The sequence below is a fragment of the Vibrio sp. Of14-4 genome, assembly GCF_022347625.1.
GTDB lineage: Bacteria > Pseudomonadota > Gammaproteobacteria > Enterobacterales > Vibrionaceae > Vibrio > Vibrio pristinus.
Window position 1 is genome coordinate 83889 of sequence record NZ_JAKRGI010000015.1, and the last position, 18948, is coordinate 102836.

General features: G+C 42.7%; 15 protein-coding genes, 2 tRNA genes and 1 pseudogene. 10 read left to right on the forward strand and 8 right to left on the reverse strand.

Annotation, left to right across the window (positions count from 1 at the left end; genetic code table 11):
- Positions 1-53 precede the first annotated feature (53 nt).
- Positions 54-1721 carry an electron transfer flavoprotein-ubiquinone oxidoreductase gene (locus MHN79_RS15000; protein ID WP_239173542.1) on the reverse strand — a complete coding sequence of 556 codons (1668 nt, stop codon included), beginning with the start codon at positions 1719-1721 and terminating at the stop codon, positions 54-56.
- A 216-nt stretch (positions 1722-1937) separates the two neighbouring features.
- On the opposite strand from MHN79_RS15000, the gene MHN79_RS15005 reads away from it, so the two are divergent.
- From MHN79_RS15005 to MHN79_RS15015, 3 genes are all read left to right on the forward strand, one after another.
- The gene (locus MHN79_RS15005; protein ID WP_239173543.1) at positions 1938-2687 is read left to right on the forward strand and encodes an electron transfer flavoprotein subunit beta/FixA family protein; all 750 of its coding nucleotides are present in this window, start codon (positions 1938-1940) and stop codon (positions 2685-2687) included.
- Positions 2688-2697: 10 nt separating this feature from the next.
- Positions 2698-3636, forward strand: a complete 939-nt coding sequence (locus MHN79_RS15010) for an FAD-binding protein (RefSeq protein WP_239173544.1) — start codon at positions 2698-2700, stop codon at positions 3634-3636.
- 166 nt (positions 3637-3802) lie between these two features.
- Positions 3803-4993: a GGDEF domain-containing protein gene (locus MHN79_RS15015; RefSeq protein ID WP_239173545.1), complete on the forward strand. Its 1191-nt coding sequence runs from the start codon at positions 3803-3805 to the stop codon at positions 4991-4993.
- A gap of 18 nt (positions 4994-5011) precedes the next feature.
- Here MHN79_RS15015 and MHN79_RS15020 read toward each other — a convergent pair whose 3' ends face one another.
- From MHN79_RS15020 to pdhA, 3 genes are read right to left on the reverse strand one after another with little or no spacing between them, the layout of a single operon-like run.
- Positions 5012-6148 carry a dihydrolipoamide acetyltransferase family protein gene (locus MHN79_RS15020; protein ID WP_239173546.1) on the reverse strand — a complete coding sequence of 379 codons (1137 nt, stop codon included), beginning with the start codon at positions 6146-6148 and terminating at the stop codon, positions 5012-5014.
- Positions 6145-7128, reverse strand: coding sequence for an alpha-ketoacid dehydrogenase subunit beta (locus tag MHN79_RS15025; RefSeq protein ID WP_160930941.1), 984 nt, complete (start codon positions 7126-7128; stop codon positions 6145-6147). Before MHN79_RS15025 ends, MHN79_RS15020 begins: the two co-directional genes overlap by 4 nt.
- A complete protein-coding gene (pdhA, locus tag MHN79_RS15030) occupies positions 7121-8215 on the reverse strand; it encodes a pyruvate dehydrogenase (acetyl-transferring) E1 component subunit alpha (RefSeq protein WP_160930943.1) in 1095 nt (364 codons plus the stop codon). The genes MHN79_RS15025 and pdhA overlap by 8 nt, the downstream gene beginning before the upstream one ends.
- Positions 8216-8845: 630 nt before the next feature.
- Here pdhA and MHN79_RS15035 point away from each other — a divergent pair.
- From MHN79_RS15035 to MHN79_RS15050, 4 genes are all read left to right on the forward strand, one after another.
- Entirely contained in the window at positions 8846-11158 is a 2313-nt protein-coding gene (locus tag MHN79_RS15035) for a methyl-accepting chemotaxis protein (RefSeq protein WP_239173547.1), read from the forward strand.
- A gap of 202 nt (positions 11159-11360) precedes the next feature.
- Positions 11361-11447, forward strand: a tRNA-Leu gene (locus MHN79_RS15040).
- 36 nt (positions 11448-11483) lie between these two features.
- A tRNA-Cys gene (locus MHN79_RS15045) sits at positions 11484-11557 on the forward strand.
- A 300-nt stretch (positions 11558-11857) separates the two neighbouring features.
- On the forward strand, positions 11858-13234 hold the full coding sequence (locus MHN79_RS15050; protein WP_239173548.1) for a cytochrome P450: 1377 nt from the start codon (positions 11858-11860) through the stop codon (positions 13232-13234).
- Between the two features lie 83 nt (positions 13235-13317).
- On the opposite strand, the gene MHN79_RS15055 is transcribed toward MHN79_RS15050, so the two are convergent.
- Together MHN79_RS15055 and MHN79_RS15060 are read right to left on the reverse strand one after the other, a co-directional pair.
- Positions 13318-14478, reverse strand: coding sequence for an MFS transporter (locus MHN79_RS15055; protein ID WP_239173549.1), 1161 nt, complete (start codon positions 14476-14478; stop codon positions 13318-13320).
- A 256-nt stretch (positions 14479-14734) separates the two neighbouring features.
- Positions 14735-14863: pseudogene (locus MHN79_RS15060) on the reverse strand (thioredoxin domain-containing protein); the annotation flags it as partial.
- 235 nt (positions 14864-15098) lie between these two features.
- Between MHN79_RS15060 and MHN79_RS15065 the strand changes: the two are divergent.
- Positions 15099-15584 (forward strand): GNAT family N-acetyltransferase, encoded by a 486-nt coding sequence (locus MHN79_RS15065; RefSeq protein WP_239173550.1) that lies wholly within the window; start codon positions 15099-15101, stop codon positions 15582-15584.
- A 57-nt stretch (positions 15585-15641) separates the two neighbouring features.
- Here MHN79_RS15065 and MHN79_RS15070 read toward each other — a convergent pair whose 3' ends face one another.
- Together MHN79_RS15070 and trxC are read right to left on the reverse strand one after the other, a co-directional pair.
- Positions 15642-15821 carry a hypothetical protein gene (locus MHN79_RS15070; RefSeq protein WP_239173551.1) on the reverse strand — a complete coding sequence of 60 codons (180 nt, stop codon included), beginning with the start codon at positions 15819-15821 and terminating at the stop codon, positions 15642-15644.
- Positions 15822-16053: 232 nt separating this feature from the next.
- Positions 16054-16488 (reverse strand): thioredoxin TrxC, encoded by a 435-nt coding sequence (trxC, locus tag MHN79_RS15075; RefSeq protein ID WP_239173552.1) that lies wholly within the window; start codon positions 16486-16488, stop codon positions 16054-16056.
- Between the two features lie 150 nt (positions 16489-16638).
- On the opposite strand from trxC, the gene MHN79_RS15080 reads away from it, so the two are divergent.
- Positions 16639-17727: a ketoacyl-ACP synthase III gene (locus MHN79_RS15080; RefSeq protein WP_239173553.1), complete on the forward strand. Its 1089-nt coding sequence runs from the start codon at positions 16639-16641 to the stop codon at positions 17725-17727.
- 80 nt (positions 17728-17807) lie between these two features.
- On the forward strand, positions 17808-18938 hold the full coding sequence (locus MHN79_RS15085) for an exonuclease SbcCD subunit D (protein WP_239173554.1): 1131 nt from the start codon (positions 17808-17810) through the stop codon (positions 18936-18938).
- The last annotated feature ends 10 nt before the right edge of the window (positions 18939-18948 follow it).

The window sequence follows — 18948 nt, forward strand, 5'->3', positions numbered from 1 at the left end:
ATTTTCGTCGAATAAAAGGCACGCTATGTAGTAGCGTGCCTTACTGTTTTTTACTACATATTTTGGTAGTTGGGGCCACCCCCACCTTCTGGTGGTATCCAAGTGATGTTTTGCGAAGGGTCTTTAATATCGCATGTTTTGCAGTGCAGGCAATTGGCTGCATTGATTTGAAGCTTAGGGTTATTATCGACGGTGATAATTTCATATACTCCAGCCGGACAATAGCGTTGGCTTGGCTCGTCAAACCTTGGTAAATGATTCTCAATGGGTATATTTACGTTTTTAATCACCAAGTGGCAGGGTTGATCTTCCTCGTGTTGTGTGCCAGATAGATAGACAGATGACGGTCGGTCAAAACTCAGCTTACCATCAGGTTTTGGATAGTTTACGTTTGAGCACTCAGAGATTTCTTTCATTCCAAGATGATCTGGCTTGGTGTCTGAGATATTCCATGGAGCCGGTCGTTTAAATAGCTTATGCCAAACATTTTGTTCCAATGTTGCAAGAGCACCGCCAGCAATGGCACCGTATTTGTGAATTGATGAGGCAAAATTTCGACTTAATTGGAGCTCAGTATAAAGCCAAGATTGTTCAAAATCACTTTTATAGTCAGGTGTGGTTTGACTGTTTTCTACTCTTAACTGTGAGAAGACGGCTTCAGCAGCCAACATACCTGACTTCATAGCCGTATGGCTTCCCTTGATTTTGCCTGAGTTAAGGGTGCCCGCATCACAGCCTATTAGCAGGCCACCAGGAAACTGTTGCTTTGGCAGAGAGTGAAGCCCACCCTTGGCGATTGCCCGAGCACCATAAGCTATCCTTTCTCCGCCCTTAAGATACTGACTTATCAAAGGATGGTGTTTGTAACGCTGAAACTCGTCAAATGGACTGAGATGAGGGTTAGAATAGTTTAAATCAACAATAAGCCCCACAACGATTTGATTATTATCTAAGTGATACAGAAAGCTACCGCCGTTTGAATTAGTTTCATTCAGCGGCCAGCCCGCACCATGTAGGACACGACCAGCTCGGTATTTAGGGTGATCATCAGGGACTTGCCATATTTCCTTGAGTCCTAGGGCGTAGTGTTGAGGTTCGCACTCATTGGCGAGCTGGAATTTTTCGATTAGCTCTTTGCCTAGATGTCCTCGCGCTCCTTCCGCGAAAATAGTGTATTTTGCTTTTAGCTCGATACCTGCTTCAAATGAGGACTTTTGCTCCCCCGTCTTATTGAGTCCCATGTCAGAGGTGTTGATACCAATCACTGCTCCACTTGAATCATAATTTATGCTTGTCGCAGCGAATCCAGGATAAACTTCAATCTCAAGTTCTTCGGCTTTTTGACCCAACCAACGACATAGGTTAGCCAAGCTAATAACATGATTTTTATCGCTATTATGCATAAGGTTGGGGGTCAAAAAAGACGGTATATTCACATGATTGTGTTGTGATGTCATGTAGACAAACTCATCCAAGCTCACTGGGTTATTAACCGGAGCTTCTAAATCTTTCCAGTCAGGAAATAATTCATCTAAGGCTTTTGTCTCAAATAGTGCACCAGAAAGAATATGAGCACCAACTTCAGCGCCTTTCTCCACAACGCAAATAGATACAGGCATGTCATTGATTTTACTAAGCTGTGCAAGTTTTATTGCGCTTGATAACCCTGCAGGACCTGCACCTACTACGACAACATCAAACTCCATACATTCTCTTTCCATTGGTGTAAACCTACCTTTCCAACTTTTGAACACTAATCAATATAGTCTAGTTGACGTAAACGTAAACTTTACTAAGCTATGTATATGACAGAATCGGTGACCAATTGTGTTTAATGTGAAGCCGATCGGCAAAATATAATCGAGAAACTCAGTATAAACATTCTGAATATCAGCCTGTTACTGTTGTGTAGTTACTTTTAGCACCAAGGAGGAGATGTGAAAGTACTAGTAGCCATAAAACGTGTGATCGACCCATATGTAAAAGTTAGGGTGAAGAGTGATGGCAGCGGTGTTGAAACGAATAACGTTAAGATGTCCATGAACCCATTTTGTGAAATTGCAGTAGAAGAAGCGGTTCGTTTAAAAGAGTCTGGCAAAGCGAATGAAGTGGTCGTCGTGTCGATAGGAGATGCTGCGAGTCAAGAAAACCTTAGAGGAGCACTTGCATTAGGAGCTGATAGGGCAATACATATCAAACATGATGTATCTCCTGAGCCTCTCGCCGTTGCAAAATTGTTGAAAGCGGTCATGGACAAAGAGAATCCAGCGCTTGTTCTTCTTGGTAAGCAGTCAATTGATACAGATAACAATCAAGTCGCTCAGATGTTAGCGGCGCTAACCAACCGCCCTCAAGGTACTTTCGCCTCTGATGTTAGTTTAGACAATGATCATGTCAGCGTGACTCGAGAAGTCGATGGCGGACTTGAGACCGTAAAACTTCAGTTGCCTGCGATCATTAGTACCGATTTAAGGCTCAATGAACCACGCTATGCATCCTTGCCAAATATCATGAGAGCGAAAAAGAAACCACTGGAGGTTATTACCGCAGATGACTTAGGTGTAGAAGTGGTATCAACTCATGAAATCATTGAGGTAATGGCACCAAAGGCGCGGACGGCAGGGGAAATGGTAGCCAATGTCAGTGAGTTGATATCTAAGCTTAAAAATGACGCTAAGGTCTTATAGGGAGATGGGAATGAATTCAAAAACGTTAGTCATTGTTGAGCATGATAACCAAGATCTAAGTAGTGATACCCTAAAAACGATTTCTGCCGCTACAGCGCTTAATCAATCAATAAGCGCAATTGTTGTTGGTTGTGATTGTCAGAATGTTGTGGATGCTGTCGCTCGTGTTGAAGGCATCTCAGAAGTGCTAGTGGCAGATTCGGAGATTTATCAAAAGCAGCTCGCAGAGAATACGGCGCCATTGATTCAGCAAGTCGCGGCGTGTTATTCACATCTTTTTGCTCCTGCGACAACGTTTGGCAAGAACTTGATGCCTAGGGTTGCGGCTTTGCTTGGTGTAGGTCAACTATCGGATGTTATCAAAATCGAATCTGAGGACACAGTCATTCGTCCTATCTATGCTGGTAACGCGCTGGCCAAAGTAAAGTCATTAGATAAAGTTAAAGTGATGACAATCCGAAGCTCGGCGTTTGATAATGCAGCGGTCACTGATAATGTGAAAGCTGAAATCAAGGTTGTCGACATTAATATCGGTAACGACATGTCTGATTTAATTGAACGTCAAAAAACGCAAAGTGCTCGTCCAGACTTACCTGCTGCGAGAGTAGTTGTATCAGGTGGTCGAGGAGTAGGCAGTAAGGAAAATTTTGCTTTAATCGAGCAATTAGCGGACAAGCTTGATGCTGCTATTGGCGCCTCTCGTGCCGCAGTGGATGCCGGCTTTGTCTCTAATGATTTACAAGTGGGCCAGACAGGGAAAATAGTTGCACCTGAGCTTTATATCGCGGTTGGAATATCTGGCGCTATTCAACACCTTGCTGGTATGAAAGATTCGAAAGTGATTGTTGCTATCAATAGTGATCCGGAAGCGCCAATCTTTGAGGTGGCCGACTATGGTTTAGTGGGAGATCTGTTTGAAATACTGCCAGAGCTAACACAAGCTGTTTAGCACATAACTGAAAACTGTCACTAAAACTCCGATAATTGCTTTTTTAAATTATCGGAGGTTTTCAATTTAAGCTAATTCAACTTGGACCAAATACACGTAAAAGACTGATGAGTCTGGTTAGATTTCCTAAACTTATCCTATTGGGTAAGTTTAGGACGTCCTATCAATGACAATACATTTAGATATTGCCACTTTATCAATTATTTGTGTGTTACTTTCCGTATGTTACTGCATAGGGCTTTTTTTAATTCAGAGACTTCAGCCAAGCGTATGTGGCATCAATACCATAGCGACTTCTTTACTATTACTTTCTCTTAGCTTCTTTTTTCTTAGTTTCGGCAATAATGTGACTCTTTGGATATCCAAAATCCTAGCGAATTCTTTAATGGCATTTAGCTATATTTTGTTGCTCATGGGAATTTGTCAGTTTAGAGGCTTTAGCGTGAAGCTCGCTAATGTCGGATTCTACAGCTTTCCTGTCCTTGTTGTTGGATTAACATATTTTACTTTTTTCATGCCTTCGACTAACGCGAGGGTGATTTTGATGTCGATTTACATCTCGACCATGTGCTTTGTCTCTATTATTGCCAATCACAAGGGCAAAAGCATTGACATATCGCCTTCGACAGTTTTACTTTCTGTTGGGCTCGCGATTCAGTCTAGTTATAACTTGTTTCGTTTTGGCTGGAGTCTATTTGAAGGTGTGATCGATGACTTTATGCGTGCAGGAACTGTGCATCAATTAGCCTTTGTTAGTACTCTCCTCATGATTATCCTAATCTTTTTTTCAGTGACTTGGATGCTGACAGGGCGCTTAGTGGCGACACTGCATGATACTGCGATTAAAGATGAACTAACTCAACTATATAACCGCCGTGCACTTGAGGAGTTGATTCCAACAGAGGTCGCTAGAGCTCTTAGGCATGGTCAACCTTTATCGATAGTCTTACTTGATATCGACCATTTCAAACAAGTGAACGATACTTATGGCCATCAGATAGGGGATAAGGTACTACGAACAACCGGCCGTATACTCAAATTACACACTCGTAGAGATGATCTGAGTTTTCGCTATGGTGGGGAAGAGTTCATGGTATTACTACCCAATACCGACATCGAGAAAGCACTGATTGTGGCAGAAAAATTAAGGGAGGAGATAGAACACTCTCGAATGTTGCCAAGTAAAAAAGATCGCTGTACAGCAAGTTTTGGGGTTACACAGTTACGTGATGAAGAGTGGCAAAGCGCTGTAGAGCGTGCCGATGTTGCACTCTACAACGCCAAAGAAAACGGCCGTAACCAAGTTGTTGAAGGGAGAGTTAATCTTGTCTCGACTGTTGATGGAGAAGAAAGTTAACGCCCCCTTTTACTTATGTTATTTAAGCTTCATTTCCAAATGTTCGACCATGAATTTAGTAAAGCGTGCTGCTTCACCACCAGTACAAGCCCTGTGATCAAAAGTCACTGATAGTGGCATCGCTTTCACTGCAACAGCCTCATTGTTTCTCATCACCACCTTTTCTATGATGCGTCCTGCACCAACGATAGCCACCTGAGGGGGAGATACGACAGGAGTGGCATATAGCCCTGCTATTGCACCAAAGTTAGATAGGGTAATGGTTGCGTGCTGTAACTGTTCACGGCCGATTTTACGGTCACGTATTCCAGCGACGGTGTCATTAAGCCATGAGCGAATATCGGCTGTTTTCACTTCGTGTGCGTTGCGAAGCACAGGAACATACAGCCCGTGACTACTGTCTACAGCGATGCCAATATTCACTGCGCTGTGTACACAACGCGTCATTGTTTCAGCATCAAACCATGCATTAAGAGCAGGCTCTTTTTGACAGGCATGAACGACAGCCTGAATCAAACGTCCCGAAATATCTTCACCCCTCACCCAATTTTCTAAAAGTGCTTCTTCCGTAATAGTTACAGATGCCACATTATGATGAGACTCAGACATGGTGCCAACCATGGTTCGGCGAGCACCTTTAAGCACCTCAGTTCCGGGCTGCTGTTTTCCAGCCTCTTCATAGATATCGGCGTCGGTGATCATGCCGTCGTGTCCGCTGCCTTTAATTTTAAGTAAATCGACTCCTAACTTCTTAGCCAGAAGCCTTGCAGAGGGCATAGCGGTGATCGGTGAGTCATCATCAGTATTGCGAGAGGCACCGATCCAAAAATCATCAACATCGACTTTATGGGTTTGATTAGAAACGTTACCTACAACGGTTGCAGCGTCTTTTTGTTTCTCCTTACTGCTTTCAGTAGCACCTTCTTCTTCGATTTCTAGTAAAAGGCTACCAATGTTGATCACATCACCTTCTTCGCCATGGCGGCTAACTATTTTACCACTATATGGAGCGGGAACATCGACCACAGCTTTGGCTGTCTCAACCGTCAAAATAATTTGGTCTAACTTGACCATATCTCCTACATTAACATGCCATTGCACAATTTCTGACTCGGCAAGTCCTTCACCAAGATCTGGTAGTAAAAACGATCTCATTTCCAATCCTCCATGAGTTCTTTCGCTGCAATAACAATGTCTTCTTCTTGAATCATAAAATAATCTTCATTTCGGTAATATGGCATTACCGTATCCATACCTGTCACTCGTTTCGGTGGCGCTTTCAGCTTGCACATAGACTGTTCGGCAACACGTGTAATGATTTCGGCGCCAACACCACAGCTTCTACTTGCTTCATGAACGACGAGCAAACGCCCAGTTTTGCTGAGTGATTTGAAGATAGTGTCCATATCAATCGGCTTTATACTTGCTAAATCAATTACTTCTGCCTCTATGCCTTGTTCTGATAGTCGTTGAGCCGCTTGCAACGATTCGACAACAGATGCTCCCCAAGTAACAAGTGTGAGGTCTCTACCTTTTCGCAGTGTAAAACATGTATCTATAGGTAGGGCTTCACCATTATCAATCACATTCGATTTTACTGTTCGGTAGATCCTTTTGGGTTCGAAGAACATCACAGGATCATTGCTTCGAATTGCGCCAAGAAGTAAACCGTATGCACGCTGAGGCGATGAAGGGATAACGACTCTAAAGCCAGGAATGTGAGCAAATATTGCTTCAACGCTTTCTGAGTGGTGCTCTGGCGCATGAATACCGCCACCAAATGGTGCTCGGAACACGGCAGGGCATGTTAATCGTCCACGTGTTCTATTACGCATTCTTGCCGCATGACAAATGAGGTGTTCTAAAGCTGGAAATACGAATCCTTGGAATTGGAACTCAGCAACAGGTCTTAGCCCTTGTGTTGCCATACCGACACTTACACCACCAATCAGCGCTTCCGCCAATGGTGTATCAATAACACGTTTAAAGCCAAATTTATCTTTAAGCCCAACGGTGGCTCTGAATACGCCGCCGTTATCACCAACATCTTCGCCTAACACTATAACATTGTTGTCTTTTGACATTTCATGGTGCAGAGCAAGGTTGACCGCTTCAACAAGTGTAATCTCAGACATGTTTGCCTCCCTGCATACGCATTGCTTTAGTTATGAGTTCGTCACGTTGTTTGTTTAGCTCTGAAACAGGCGACTCATAGAGGTAATCAAATGCGGCTTCAGGTGCCTGAGGGGGAAGGTTCAGATAACGCTCTACAGCTTTTTCAACTTCGACTTTTGCGCTTTCTAGTAGGGTTTGCTCGTCTTCTTCAGACCAATGCCCTTGCTCCGTCAAATACGTTTTGAGCCTTTTAATTGGTTCATATTGCCAAGCTTGGTTTAATTCATCTTTACTTCTATAGCGCGTTGCATCGTCGGCTGTTGTATGGTCGCTTAGACGGTAACTGACGGCTTCAATTAGGGTCGCCCCTTTACCTTTTCTTGCTCTGTGCAAAGCGGTTTGAACTGCATCGTACATAGCAACAACGTCGTTACCATCCACTGTGATACCAGGGATACCTGCGCCTTTTGCTTTCTCCGATAGAAAATCAGCAGCACATTGCAGTGCTCTTGGAACTGAGATCGCCCATTGGTTGTTATTGACAACAAATACCAGAGGTATGTTCCAAGTCCCAGCACAGTTGATGGATTCAAGGAAATCACCTTTTGAAGTAGCACCATCACCGCATGTCACTAGTGCTGCGTTGTGGTCTCCAGCAATCTTAAGAGCAGACGCAACGCCTACAGCATGAGTACACTGAGTAGCAATAGGGACACAATAAGGTAAATCGCGACACTCTATTTCACTATTTTCAAAAGTAAAGTCACTGCCTCGCTCATCGCCACCCCAGTACTGAAGGTTTTTTTCCATACCGATTCCTCGAACCCACATAGCAGGCATATCTCGATAGTATGGGATGAATACATCCTGGGGCTTCATTGCGTGACCTATGGCAATACCAAAGGCTTCGGCGCCAAGATGAGAAGGGTAGGTACCTAGCTTTCCGGTTCGTTGTAATGCGACAGCTTTGTTGTCGTAGGTGCGTGCGACTACCATGTCGCGATAGAACTTTTTCAGTGTTGTAACATCGGCCCACTCAGGAAGTGGTTTGACGACTTGGCCATGTTGGTCGATAAATCGATTCATGGGTAATGCCTGAACGTTCATCTCAAGCTCCTTATTGTGCTGCATTTTTTGGCAGCAATTGATTAACATCCTCCTGATGTGGCCATTTTAAATATTCTGAGTTTTTTCTCAAATTGAAATACTATTCTGAATAGCCGGATAAAGTTGTTGTTAAGTACTGATATATTGTTCTTATCCAGTTTTGAATGTTGGCGACATCAGTTGGCTTAAGTGTAACCAAATTGTTAAATAATTGCCTACTGTAGAATGGATGATGAGAGTAAACTAATCCTTACAAAGTTTAAAAAACAGATGAAAGTGCTGGTTTTTTTATCGCTCACAGACTGGATACGAAAAGATCCACTAATGATGAAGCAAAAAAAAATAGAATATTATCTGGTTTTTTTGTAAAAAACGCCAAGAAAAGTTATGTAATGTAGAAAAATTAGAGTCATAGCGGCGTTAGGTATCATTGTTTAGCACGAGTATAAAGTATGGTATCCGTGGTTTAATAAAGAGATAACCGCTGGGCACTAGCTTAAAGATACTATGTATAAACTTAGATAATGCAAGGTTGTTAAGTTATAATATTGTCATTGAAATGTTTAACGTCACTTGGTCTGGGCCCATCATAAAAAACAGCGGAGACGGACTACCGCATAAGGGCTTACTATGAAAATTGCTACCAAGATAGTTATTGCTTCGACTTTATTATGCAGTGTGGCGGTTGTAGCCACGGGTGCATTTGTTGGATGGAGAGCGTCGACCTTATCAGAACAAGCTTTATATCAGAGAGCGATGAGTCAATTGACCTCCATTCGTGAGAACAAAAAAAGTGAAATAGAAAACTACTTCCAACAGATCAGAGGTCAGATGGTGACAGTTGCCAACTCCATCGGTGTTAGAGATGCGATGGTGGCGTTTTCTGATACCTTTGAACGATATCCTGTAGAGCTCGTGAGCCCCTCTGATATTAGCCAACTTTCAAGTTACTATTCGTCGGGTTTCGGTGAGACATATCGTGGAGCTAATGGTGGTCAATCGGCCAATGAGCAAAATGTTTTGTCGAGTTTATCTGACAAAGCGAAAGCCCTACAGGCGAGGTATATTGGCGTCAATCCGAACCCCCTAGGTGAAAAGCATCAGCTTATGGCTGATACTCTGGGCACTGAGTATGATGATGTCCATAGAAAGTATCACCCGAGTATAAAAGGCTTTTTAGAAGAGTTTGGTTACTATGACATTTTTCTTGTCGATACAAGTGGCAATATTGTTTATTCAGTTTTCAAAGAATTGGATTATGCGACAAATTTAAACACTGGCCCCTATTCATCCACAGGTATCGCCAAGGCATATAAACAAGCCTTAAATATAAGCCCTTCTCAATATTACTTAGAAGATTTTGCTCCTTATTTCCCATCATATGAGGCGGCGGCTTCATTCATCGCTACCCCTATTGTTGTGGAAGGGCGGTCAATAGGTGTGCTTATTTTTCAAATGCCGGTTGATAAAATAAATAGCATTATGACGTTCGGACAGAACTGGAGCTATGCAGGCTTGGGTCAAACCGGTGAGACTTATTTAGTCGGTCCAGATAAGTTACTCAGAAGTGAATCTCGCTTTTTACTCGAAGAGCCGGAAAAATACTTCTTAGAACTAAAAACACTTGGTGTTCCAGTCGAGACAATACAACAAATCGAGGGAAAATCATCAGCGATTGGCCGCTATAAAGTGAGTAGTGATAGTGTCAATGCTGCTTTGTCGGGTCAAAGTGGTACAGACGTTGTTGTGGGGAAAAGGGGAGTTGAGGTGCTGTCTGTATACGCGCCCCTTGATGCGGCAGGTCTGAAGTGGGCGATTGTTACGGAAATAGATAAAAATGAAGCCTTATCCGATTTACAAGCACTGATTCGTTCGAAATTTACCACAGTGGTTGTCAGTATTGTGGTTGGGGTAATTGTAGCGGTATGCGTATCTTACTTTCTCGGAAGAAGTATTGCCAAACCTATCAGTCGGGCAAGTAATAAAATCCAAAACATCAGTAAAGACAATGATCTTACCGAACGTCTTGATGAGGATGGAAAAGATGAAATGACCGAATTAGCCGTTTCTCTCAACTCTTTGTTTGCTCATCTTCAAGATATCATCCGTAAGTTCGCCCAAGCAACAGATGACCTGAACAATAATATTCATAGTATGAGTGGTAGCATGCATAGTACGCGTTTAGCCGTTACAGATCAGAATGAACGTGCTGAGTCTGTTGCTGCAGCAATCAATCAGATGGGTAGTTCAATTTCTGAAGTTGCCGAGTTCGCCAGCCGAGCAGCCGAGTTTGTTAAAAATGCAAACGACACTGGTAGCCAAGGTGTCAGTGTTGGTAGAAACTTGGGAGGAGAGATATCTCAACTCAACGAAGAGATGCAAACAGCTGTGGATGCGATTAGCCGTCTAGACAATGAGAGTAATTCCATTGCTGAAGTTTTGGATGTGATACAAGGAATTGCAGAGCAAACGAATTTGTTAGCACTCAATGCTGCTATTGAGGCCGCTCGAGCCGGTGAGCAGGGCCGAGGTTTTGCAGTAGTGGCTGATGAAGTGCGTAATCTTGCTGGAAGAACTCAGTCTTCTACAGAAGAAATCAGAGAGAAAATCGAATCTTTGCAAAAAGAAACCGGTGATGTCTCGACGAGTATAACTAATGCCAACGAAACGGTATCAAAAGGGGTTGAAACGTGTGACACAAACGCCCAGATGCTTGAGCAAATAGTGACTATGTTGAATGACCTTAATGAAATGAATGTGCAAATAGCTGCTGCGACTGATGAACAACAGTCTGTAACAAGTAAAATCACCAGCAGTATTACGTCAATTGCGGACTCGTCATCACAAGTGTCTAGCCAAGTTCAAGATGTTGATGAGGTACTGAAAGGCCTTTCTTCTCAAGCTGAGCAGCTAAACTCGGAAGTTTCACAGTTTAAGTATTAGGGCGGCGAGTCGGTAACTTGCTTTCTCGCCTTTGACGAAATTTCACCCCGTTTGGTTGCCAAACACGCTCCCGAGGCGGGTTTTTAACCATCTGAATAAAAAAGATAAAAATTTTGTTGACCTGACATCACAATAGGTTAAAGTACGCCTCGTTCCAGCGGCACAGCCCGCTGAGATGGTGTTACCATCGCATAATTGCGTTGCCCTGGTGGTGGAATTGGTAGACACAAGGGATTTAAAATCCCTCGGCGTTCGCGCTGTGCCGGTTCAAGTCCGGCCCGGGGCACCATCTAAATTTTCCTTGTGGAAAAGAGACATAATGTAAGGCGCGTTGGCAGAGTGGCTATGCAGCGGATTGCAAATCCGTGGACCTCGGTTCGACTCCGGGACGCGCCTCCATTTAACTTCAGCATCAAAGCCATAATCCTCTTGATTTTACATCACAAAGTCCCATAACAAGAAAACTTATCTTATTGCTCACTTTACAAAGGTCCCCAAAACAAACCGAATTCAACCTTTATGCTCGTTCTGTAAATCTCATAGATCCAGTTTTTATTCCTAGTCTTATTCTAAATAGATAAATTATTTAATGGCATTTCTATCATTATTTTTTCATGATTTTTATAAATTTGTTACTGAATGTATTGGGTATAATTGTGGCCAGGTTAGTAATATCTTGATGAGACAAAGGAAATTGAGATGCAAAAAGTTGGGCAACTACCAATGCCACCCACAGCGGGTATTTTTGGACACGTTAGCTATTTAAAGAAAACCAATGTACATCAGCAGATGTTGGCGTGGATACAAGAATACGGCGCTCAGTTTCGTTTAAAACTAGGCCTAAAAGATGTTTTGGTCTTGTCTGATCCTGTTCAAATTAAGTCGATATTAAAATCTCGGCCGAGCGAGTTTCGCCGTTTAAAAAGTATTGAAAGTGTGTTTGATGAAGTTGGCCTGAACGGTATCTTCTCTTCTGAAGGTGAAAAGTGGAAACACCATCGAAAGCTGACAGAACCAATGTTTCAGCCTAGTCATCTGAAGCACTTTTACCCTCACTTACGCATGATTACAGAACGTTTACGAAAGCGCTTTGAAGCCTTGTCTAAATCTGGAGAGGTTATTGAATTAGTAAATGAATTTAAAAAGTATACCGTGGACGTCACTTCACTCTTAGCTTTCGGTGAAGATTTCAACTCGATTGAGAGAGGAGATACATCAGTTAGAGATTGTATTCAGCGTGTTTTCCCTGTGGTAAATCTACGATGTAAGTCTCCTATACCTTTATGGCGTTTTTTTAAAACCAGTAAAGATAAGGAGTTTGATGCCAGTGTAGACGAGATCAGGCAGTTTGTCTCCGAATGCATAGGGAAGCAACGTGTTCGTTTGAGAGAAGAACCTGATCTTAAAGATTCACCAGAAAATATGCTGCAAATTATGTTATTGGAGCAGCAACAGGACGCGTCCTTAACTGATGAAGATATCATCGCGAATGCGATCACTGTCTTGCTAGCTGGTGAGGACACTACTGCGAACACGCTCGCGTGGATGGCATTTTTAGTCAGCAACGATAATGATAGCGAGATTGCTCTGCATAATGAACTTGAACAGACAGGTAATACTAAGGTACTAGACTGGCCAATTGCACGGCTACCTTATGTAACCGCGATCATGTACGAAGCAATGCGTTTGAAGCCTGTTGCACCACAGCTTTATTTAGAGCCTAACCGTGATACTGATATTGATGGATTAGAGGTTAAAGAGGGCACAGCCATTTTTGCTATGCTTCATGCTAGTGGTTTTGACCCTGAGTTATTTGAAGACCCTAGCTCGTTTAATCCTAGTCGTTGGATAGAAAAGACAGGCGCTTCTTTTTCGAATCTGCAACCATTTGGTGGAGGCTCCAGACTATGCCCAGGGCGATCATTAGCGATTATGGAAATGAAGTTAGCCTTTCATGCATTATTTAAAGAATTTAGCGTTGAGCCACAGCAAAAGCCGGAAAGTGTTACTGAGCAATTTGCTTTCACTATGTCACCTGTTGGGTTTAAAGTGAAAATAAAGAAAGCTAACGAGTAATGCACGAGTTGCTGAGCAATGATTCATCGAAAATTTACTGATGAATCATTGCTCCATTTTAGAGTAGAAGGAGATAGTTCAACTTATTCTCCGGCTACCACATGATTTTTGAACTTTAAGCTTGCAGCAAGCATGTACAAACAGGTTGCAAGCAAAATTGAGAACAAATATCCCAGTAAAGTATGTTCTTGAGACATATACTGGTCAGCAATAACAGGGCCTAATACTGAGCCTATGCTGTAGCTAAACAACATGACTTGAGTTGCTGATACTATGTATTCTGCGTCTAAATTGTCACAGCCAAGGTTGATGGCGATTGGATACAAAGCAAATGCTGCCATACCAAGCAAAAATAGCCCTAATGCCATTAAGCGCAGATCGTCATCAAACATAACTAAGCTAACCGCTAGAGTGCCTAGTAGGCAGAAAAACGCCATCAATAGTGTACGACCTAAATATTTCGACATCCAAGGCACTACGGGTTGCACCAACATACCGCCGAGTATGATAAGCGCCATCAGCGAGCCTATATCGGAGTTTTCAATTCCCTGTTCGGCAAGCTCAAGTGGCATCATGCCATAAACAGCGCCTATAACAAGCCCAGATACTATGCTGCCAATAATGGCGGCATGATTTAGCTTGAAAATTTGCTTAGCTGTTAAATGTGCAATGGACTCGGACTGAGGCTGATCACATCGTCCAAATAAAACAACAGCAATAGATGAGCAAACCAAGACGCCAATGATGAGAAAAGGCAAATACCCACCGATACCCACATAGCTTATCCCCAGTTGTCCAATTGCGCTGCCACCATAAAGCGCTGCCATATATAACCCGAGACGTTTAGCTCTAGCCTTTGGAGAGCCTTGCAGTAACCAAGATTCTACGACGACAAAGATACCCGCAACAGAGAAGCCAGCCACAAGACGAGCGACCAACCAGACCGATGAATGTGTCAAGATCGGCAGAACTAGACTTGTAATGGAAAATACTGCCAGACATAGGGCGAGTGTATACTTATGGCCCAATCGACTCACTATAGGCTCAATAATGATCGCACCTAGCAAAAGCCCGACATAAAACACACTTGCTAGCCAACTCGCTAATGAGCTGTCTAGCCCATAGTAAGGTAGCATCAGTGGGATCAGGCTCATTAAATAGCCTGATGCTACCGCATAAAGAGCCAGCGCAATAACAGGGGTTGAAATGCGAGCTTTTGCTGCAGGAGCAAGAATGTTTTCCAATGTCGTAGCCTCTTAATATAAGTCATAGTTAATAAATTTGGCGCGACTATGAGGTTATTTGTGCTTTGGGTAAAACGAAAAATTTTGGTCGTTTCGATAAAAATTTTTTTTCGAAGCGTTTTATGATTCAAAACAAAGAAAAGACCGTATAAATTAAACTTTATTTGACCCTCTCTAGGATAAATTATGGTATTTTTAACTTCTTGAAATCCGCGATAAGCCATTGCTCATATTGATTTTTAGGCAGTACAGCATTTTAAGGGTTGACTCTTTTCCCACGTTTGAACAGCATTATTGTTGGAATGCTTCTAATCTTGTGTCTAGATGCTAGGTTTCTCTGACTTTCAGTATCTATTTTTACAAATCGAACGTTTTTTGCTCGCTCGTTGTAATATTAGACATATTAGATGATGTGACTCGTATCAAAAACGTCAAAACTATTTATAAATCAGGTGCTTTAACTATTGGTTTGATAATTTTAACCCCCACTATACTCCTGAGAGTTTGTCTTGTTTTCAAGCGCCTCGATGTATCGGCATCTGCTGGATGGACAAACAATAGATAGGGCTAGGCCGCGTTGCTCGCACTTTAATGCGGCGTGATATTATCGGAGAAAATTCATGATTAGAGAAATAACAAAAGCCGACTTTGAGTCATTTTGGCCAACATTTTCAGCGGTAATTCAGTCTCAAGAGACCTATGCCTTTGACCCAGATATGACGCTAGAACAAGCATTCGCTCTATGGTGCGAATCCCCATTAAAAGCTTATGTTTTTATTGAAAATGATGTTGTTCTTGGCTCTTACTACATTAAGTCAAATGCTATGGGGCCAAGTAGTCATATATGTAATTGTGGATACATGGTTTCACGCGAAGCTAGAGGTAAGGGTATTGCACGCCTTATGTGTGAACATTCGCAGAAAACCGCTTTAGAACTTGGTTTTGACGCCATGCAATTTAACAGTGTGGTATCGACCAATAAAGTCGCGGTGAATCTATGGCAGAGGCTAGGTTTTCACATCATAGGCACAATTCCTAAGGCATATAAGCATGCTCATCTAGGGTTAGTTGATAGCTATGTTATGTACAAGTGGCTAAGAGCATAACGAATAGTTCTATAGTGACTGTCAACGCTCACGCTCTATATTCGGGTAGTTTTAAATTTAGCGCTTGTGGTGATTACCCTTTAATTCGTCGTTAGGCCCAGGACAATCCCCCACATTCGTAACATCGCATGCTTTACAACAACCTCCGCCTTTAATTGGCTTGCGAGAAAACATCACACCAATGGCGAGCATCGCAATACAGCTCAGGAAAATAAGAACGGTAAGAACTAAAGTCATAACACCACCTCCTGTCAATCGCTATGGTGGTATCTTTCTCCAATTTTACAATCAAAGCAATGGTTGTTTTGTAACCAATTGTTGATAATGCCAATAGCCAGGTCAATGTGTGTGGTGATAGCTTATGAGATACAAATAACAAAAACATTGGGGATTTTTGGTCACCTTGCAGATTACAAGGCCATATCAGTTAAACTCATTATGGCCTTACTTGGGATGACGGCGGGTATTTTTACTTCTGTAAAGCTTCGCTAAGCCATTGCTTAAATTGACTTTTAGGCAGTGCACCATTTAAAGAATCGACTCTTTTACCATTTTTAAACAGCATTATTGTCGGAATGCTTCGAATTTGATACCTAGCTGCTAGGTTGGTTTGGCTTTCAGTATCTATTTTTACAAATCGAACCTTTTCTGCGTACTCCAGTGCAACATCTGCAAAAATGGGAGCAAAGCCTACACAAGGATTACACCACGGGGCCCAGAAATCGACAACCACGGGTTGATCACTGTTTAAAATCGCGTCGAAGTTGGAATCCGTTCCTTCTATTGGAAAACCATCAAGCAGTGTGCTTGAACATTTCCCGCATTTAGGGCTTTCAGATACTCTGTCCGTTGGGATTCGATTCATACTCTGGCAAGAAGGGCAGCGTGTATTAAATGTCGGCATTATTTATTTCTCGTTTAGTTTTCTGCACAAGTGTGACGTTGATTTTATCAATGAGGTGACACAGAAGATAGTCGCTCGTTATACTTTGAAAATATAAATATTCCAACCGACTATGTTGGCTATCTAACACAATAAAAATAAAGGTTTCGAATGACTACAACATACGCAGAAATTACCGGCTGGGGTAAGTGCCTTCCGCCCTCCATACTCTCCAACCAAGATTTAGGCACTTTTCTTGATACCTCAGATGAGTGGATTCGAACCAGAACAGGGATTGAGAATCGTAGAATTAGTCATGTCGATACTTCAGAGCTTGCCACGGTTGCGGCAAAACATGCCGTCGCATGTGCTGGTTTGGAAGTGAGCGATATCGATCTTCTTATTATCGCAACCTGTTCACCAGACTCTCTTATTCCTAATATGGCATCTAAGGTGTCACAAAACTTAGGTATGGAAGGGACAATGGCGTTTGATCTAAACGCAGCGTGTACCGGCTTTCTTTATGGTTTAGAAACCGCAACTAGGATGATGCAATCGGGAAGTTACCGTCATGCCTTGGTGATTGGTGCAGAGCGCCTGTCTTTTTTTATTGATTGGTCGATGAGAGATACAGCGGTTCTATTTGGTGATGGTGCAGGGGCAGTAGTACTGAGTCAATCAGAAAGCGCAGTGGGTTTACAAAATGCGCAGCTAGGCTGTGACTCTCAAGGTAGAGACATACTGTCGGTGCCTAAATTTGGCAGTTCGATGGACCGTTTTGCCGCTGATAATGGATACTGGGAATTCAATTTCGTCGGTAAAGACATCTTTAAGCGAGCCGTTAAAGGCATGGGGGCAGCAGCCCATAATGTGTTAGAAAGAAGCCAGTTATCGACAAAAGACGTAGACTTGGTTATTCCTCATCAGGCGAATATACGTATTATTCAAACCCTGTGTGACTTATCTGGTATTGGGCAAGACAAGGCATTTATCAACATCCAAAAGTATGGCAACACATCAGCTGCGACCATTCCCATTGCCTTATGCGAAGCGCTAGAGCAAGGGCGCATTAAAGCCGATGACAATATGTTGCTGGCAGCTTTTGGCGCAGGGTTAACTTGGGGAGCCGCACATGTAAAATGGGGGAATCGTGTTACGCCAATAAGTGTCAGTGATGCGGCATTGCCAGAGTGTGATAAGCCAGTGCTTGAGTTGATCGATGAGGCGGTTAAATTCTGCAAGAAACATACTATTTACTGATCACCTAACCCTTACTAGTGAATTGGCGTGTCGAGATGATATGATGCGCCCTGAGCTATTTAAATGAATCTAGGAACAAAATGAAGTTTCTTCACACCTCTGACTGGCATCTCGGACGTCAGTTTCACAGTGTTTCTCTCCTTGATGACCAAAAGGCGGTATTGGCTCAGTTAGTTGAGTATTTGCGAGAAAACCCAGTTGATGCGCTTATTATTGCGGGCGATATTTATGACCGTTCGGTTCCGCCAACTGCTGCAATTGAGCTAATGAATAATTTTGTTAGTCAGGTTTGTGATGAACTTAAAGTGCCTATCATTCTTATCCCAGGAAATCACGATGGTGCACAAAGGCTCGGTTTTGGCTCGTCGCAAATGAAAGGAGCTGGACTACATATCTTATCGAGTTTTGAGGACATGTGTCGACCCGTTGTGATTGATACAGATGTTGGAGAAGTGGCCTTTTACGGCATGCCATATAATGATCCTGAAATGGTACGCCACTATTTCAAGCAATCCGTTTCAACGTTTGATGATGCGCACAAATTCTTGGCTGATGAAATTAAGTCTAGATTTAGCCCAAAACAGAAAAATGTATTGATCAGCCATTGTTTTGTGGATGGGGCGATAGAATCTGAGTCGGAAAGACCACTTTGTATAGGTGGATCAGAGCGAGTTAGTCACGAGCATTTTGTCGACTTTGATTATGTGGCACTCGGGCATCTCCACCAACCACAAAAAAAAGGTCAAGAGTTCATCCGGTATTCCGGCTCTCTAATGAAGTACAGTTTTTCTGAACAACATCAGAAAAAGGGCGTGACCTTAGTTGAATTTGATAATAATGGCTTTAAGTCAGCGACACACATTGATCTAAAGGCGCCGCATCAGATGCGAATTATCGAAGGTGAACTGAATAATATCATTGAGCAAGCTAAAGAAGATCCTAATCATGATGACTATTTATTGGTTCGTTTAATGGATACTCACGCCACTCTAAACCCGATGGAAAAGCTTCGCTGTGTATACCCCAACGTATTACATATTGAGAAACCGGGCATGTTAATTGGTGTAGAGAAAGAATTGGCGGCCGCTACACTGTCACGCAGTGAAGTTGATATGTTTCGTGACTTTTTTAAAGAAACGCAGAGTGTTGATTTAAGCCACGAGCAAGATGAGGCGATTTCGGACCTGATCATGCAGTTAAGCCGTCAATAACAGGGGAAAC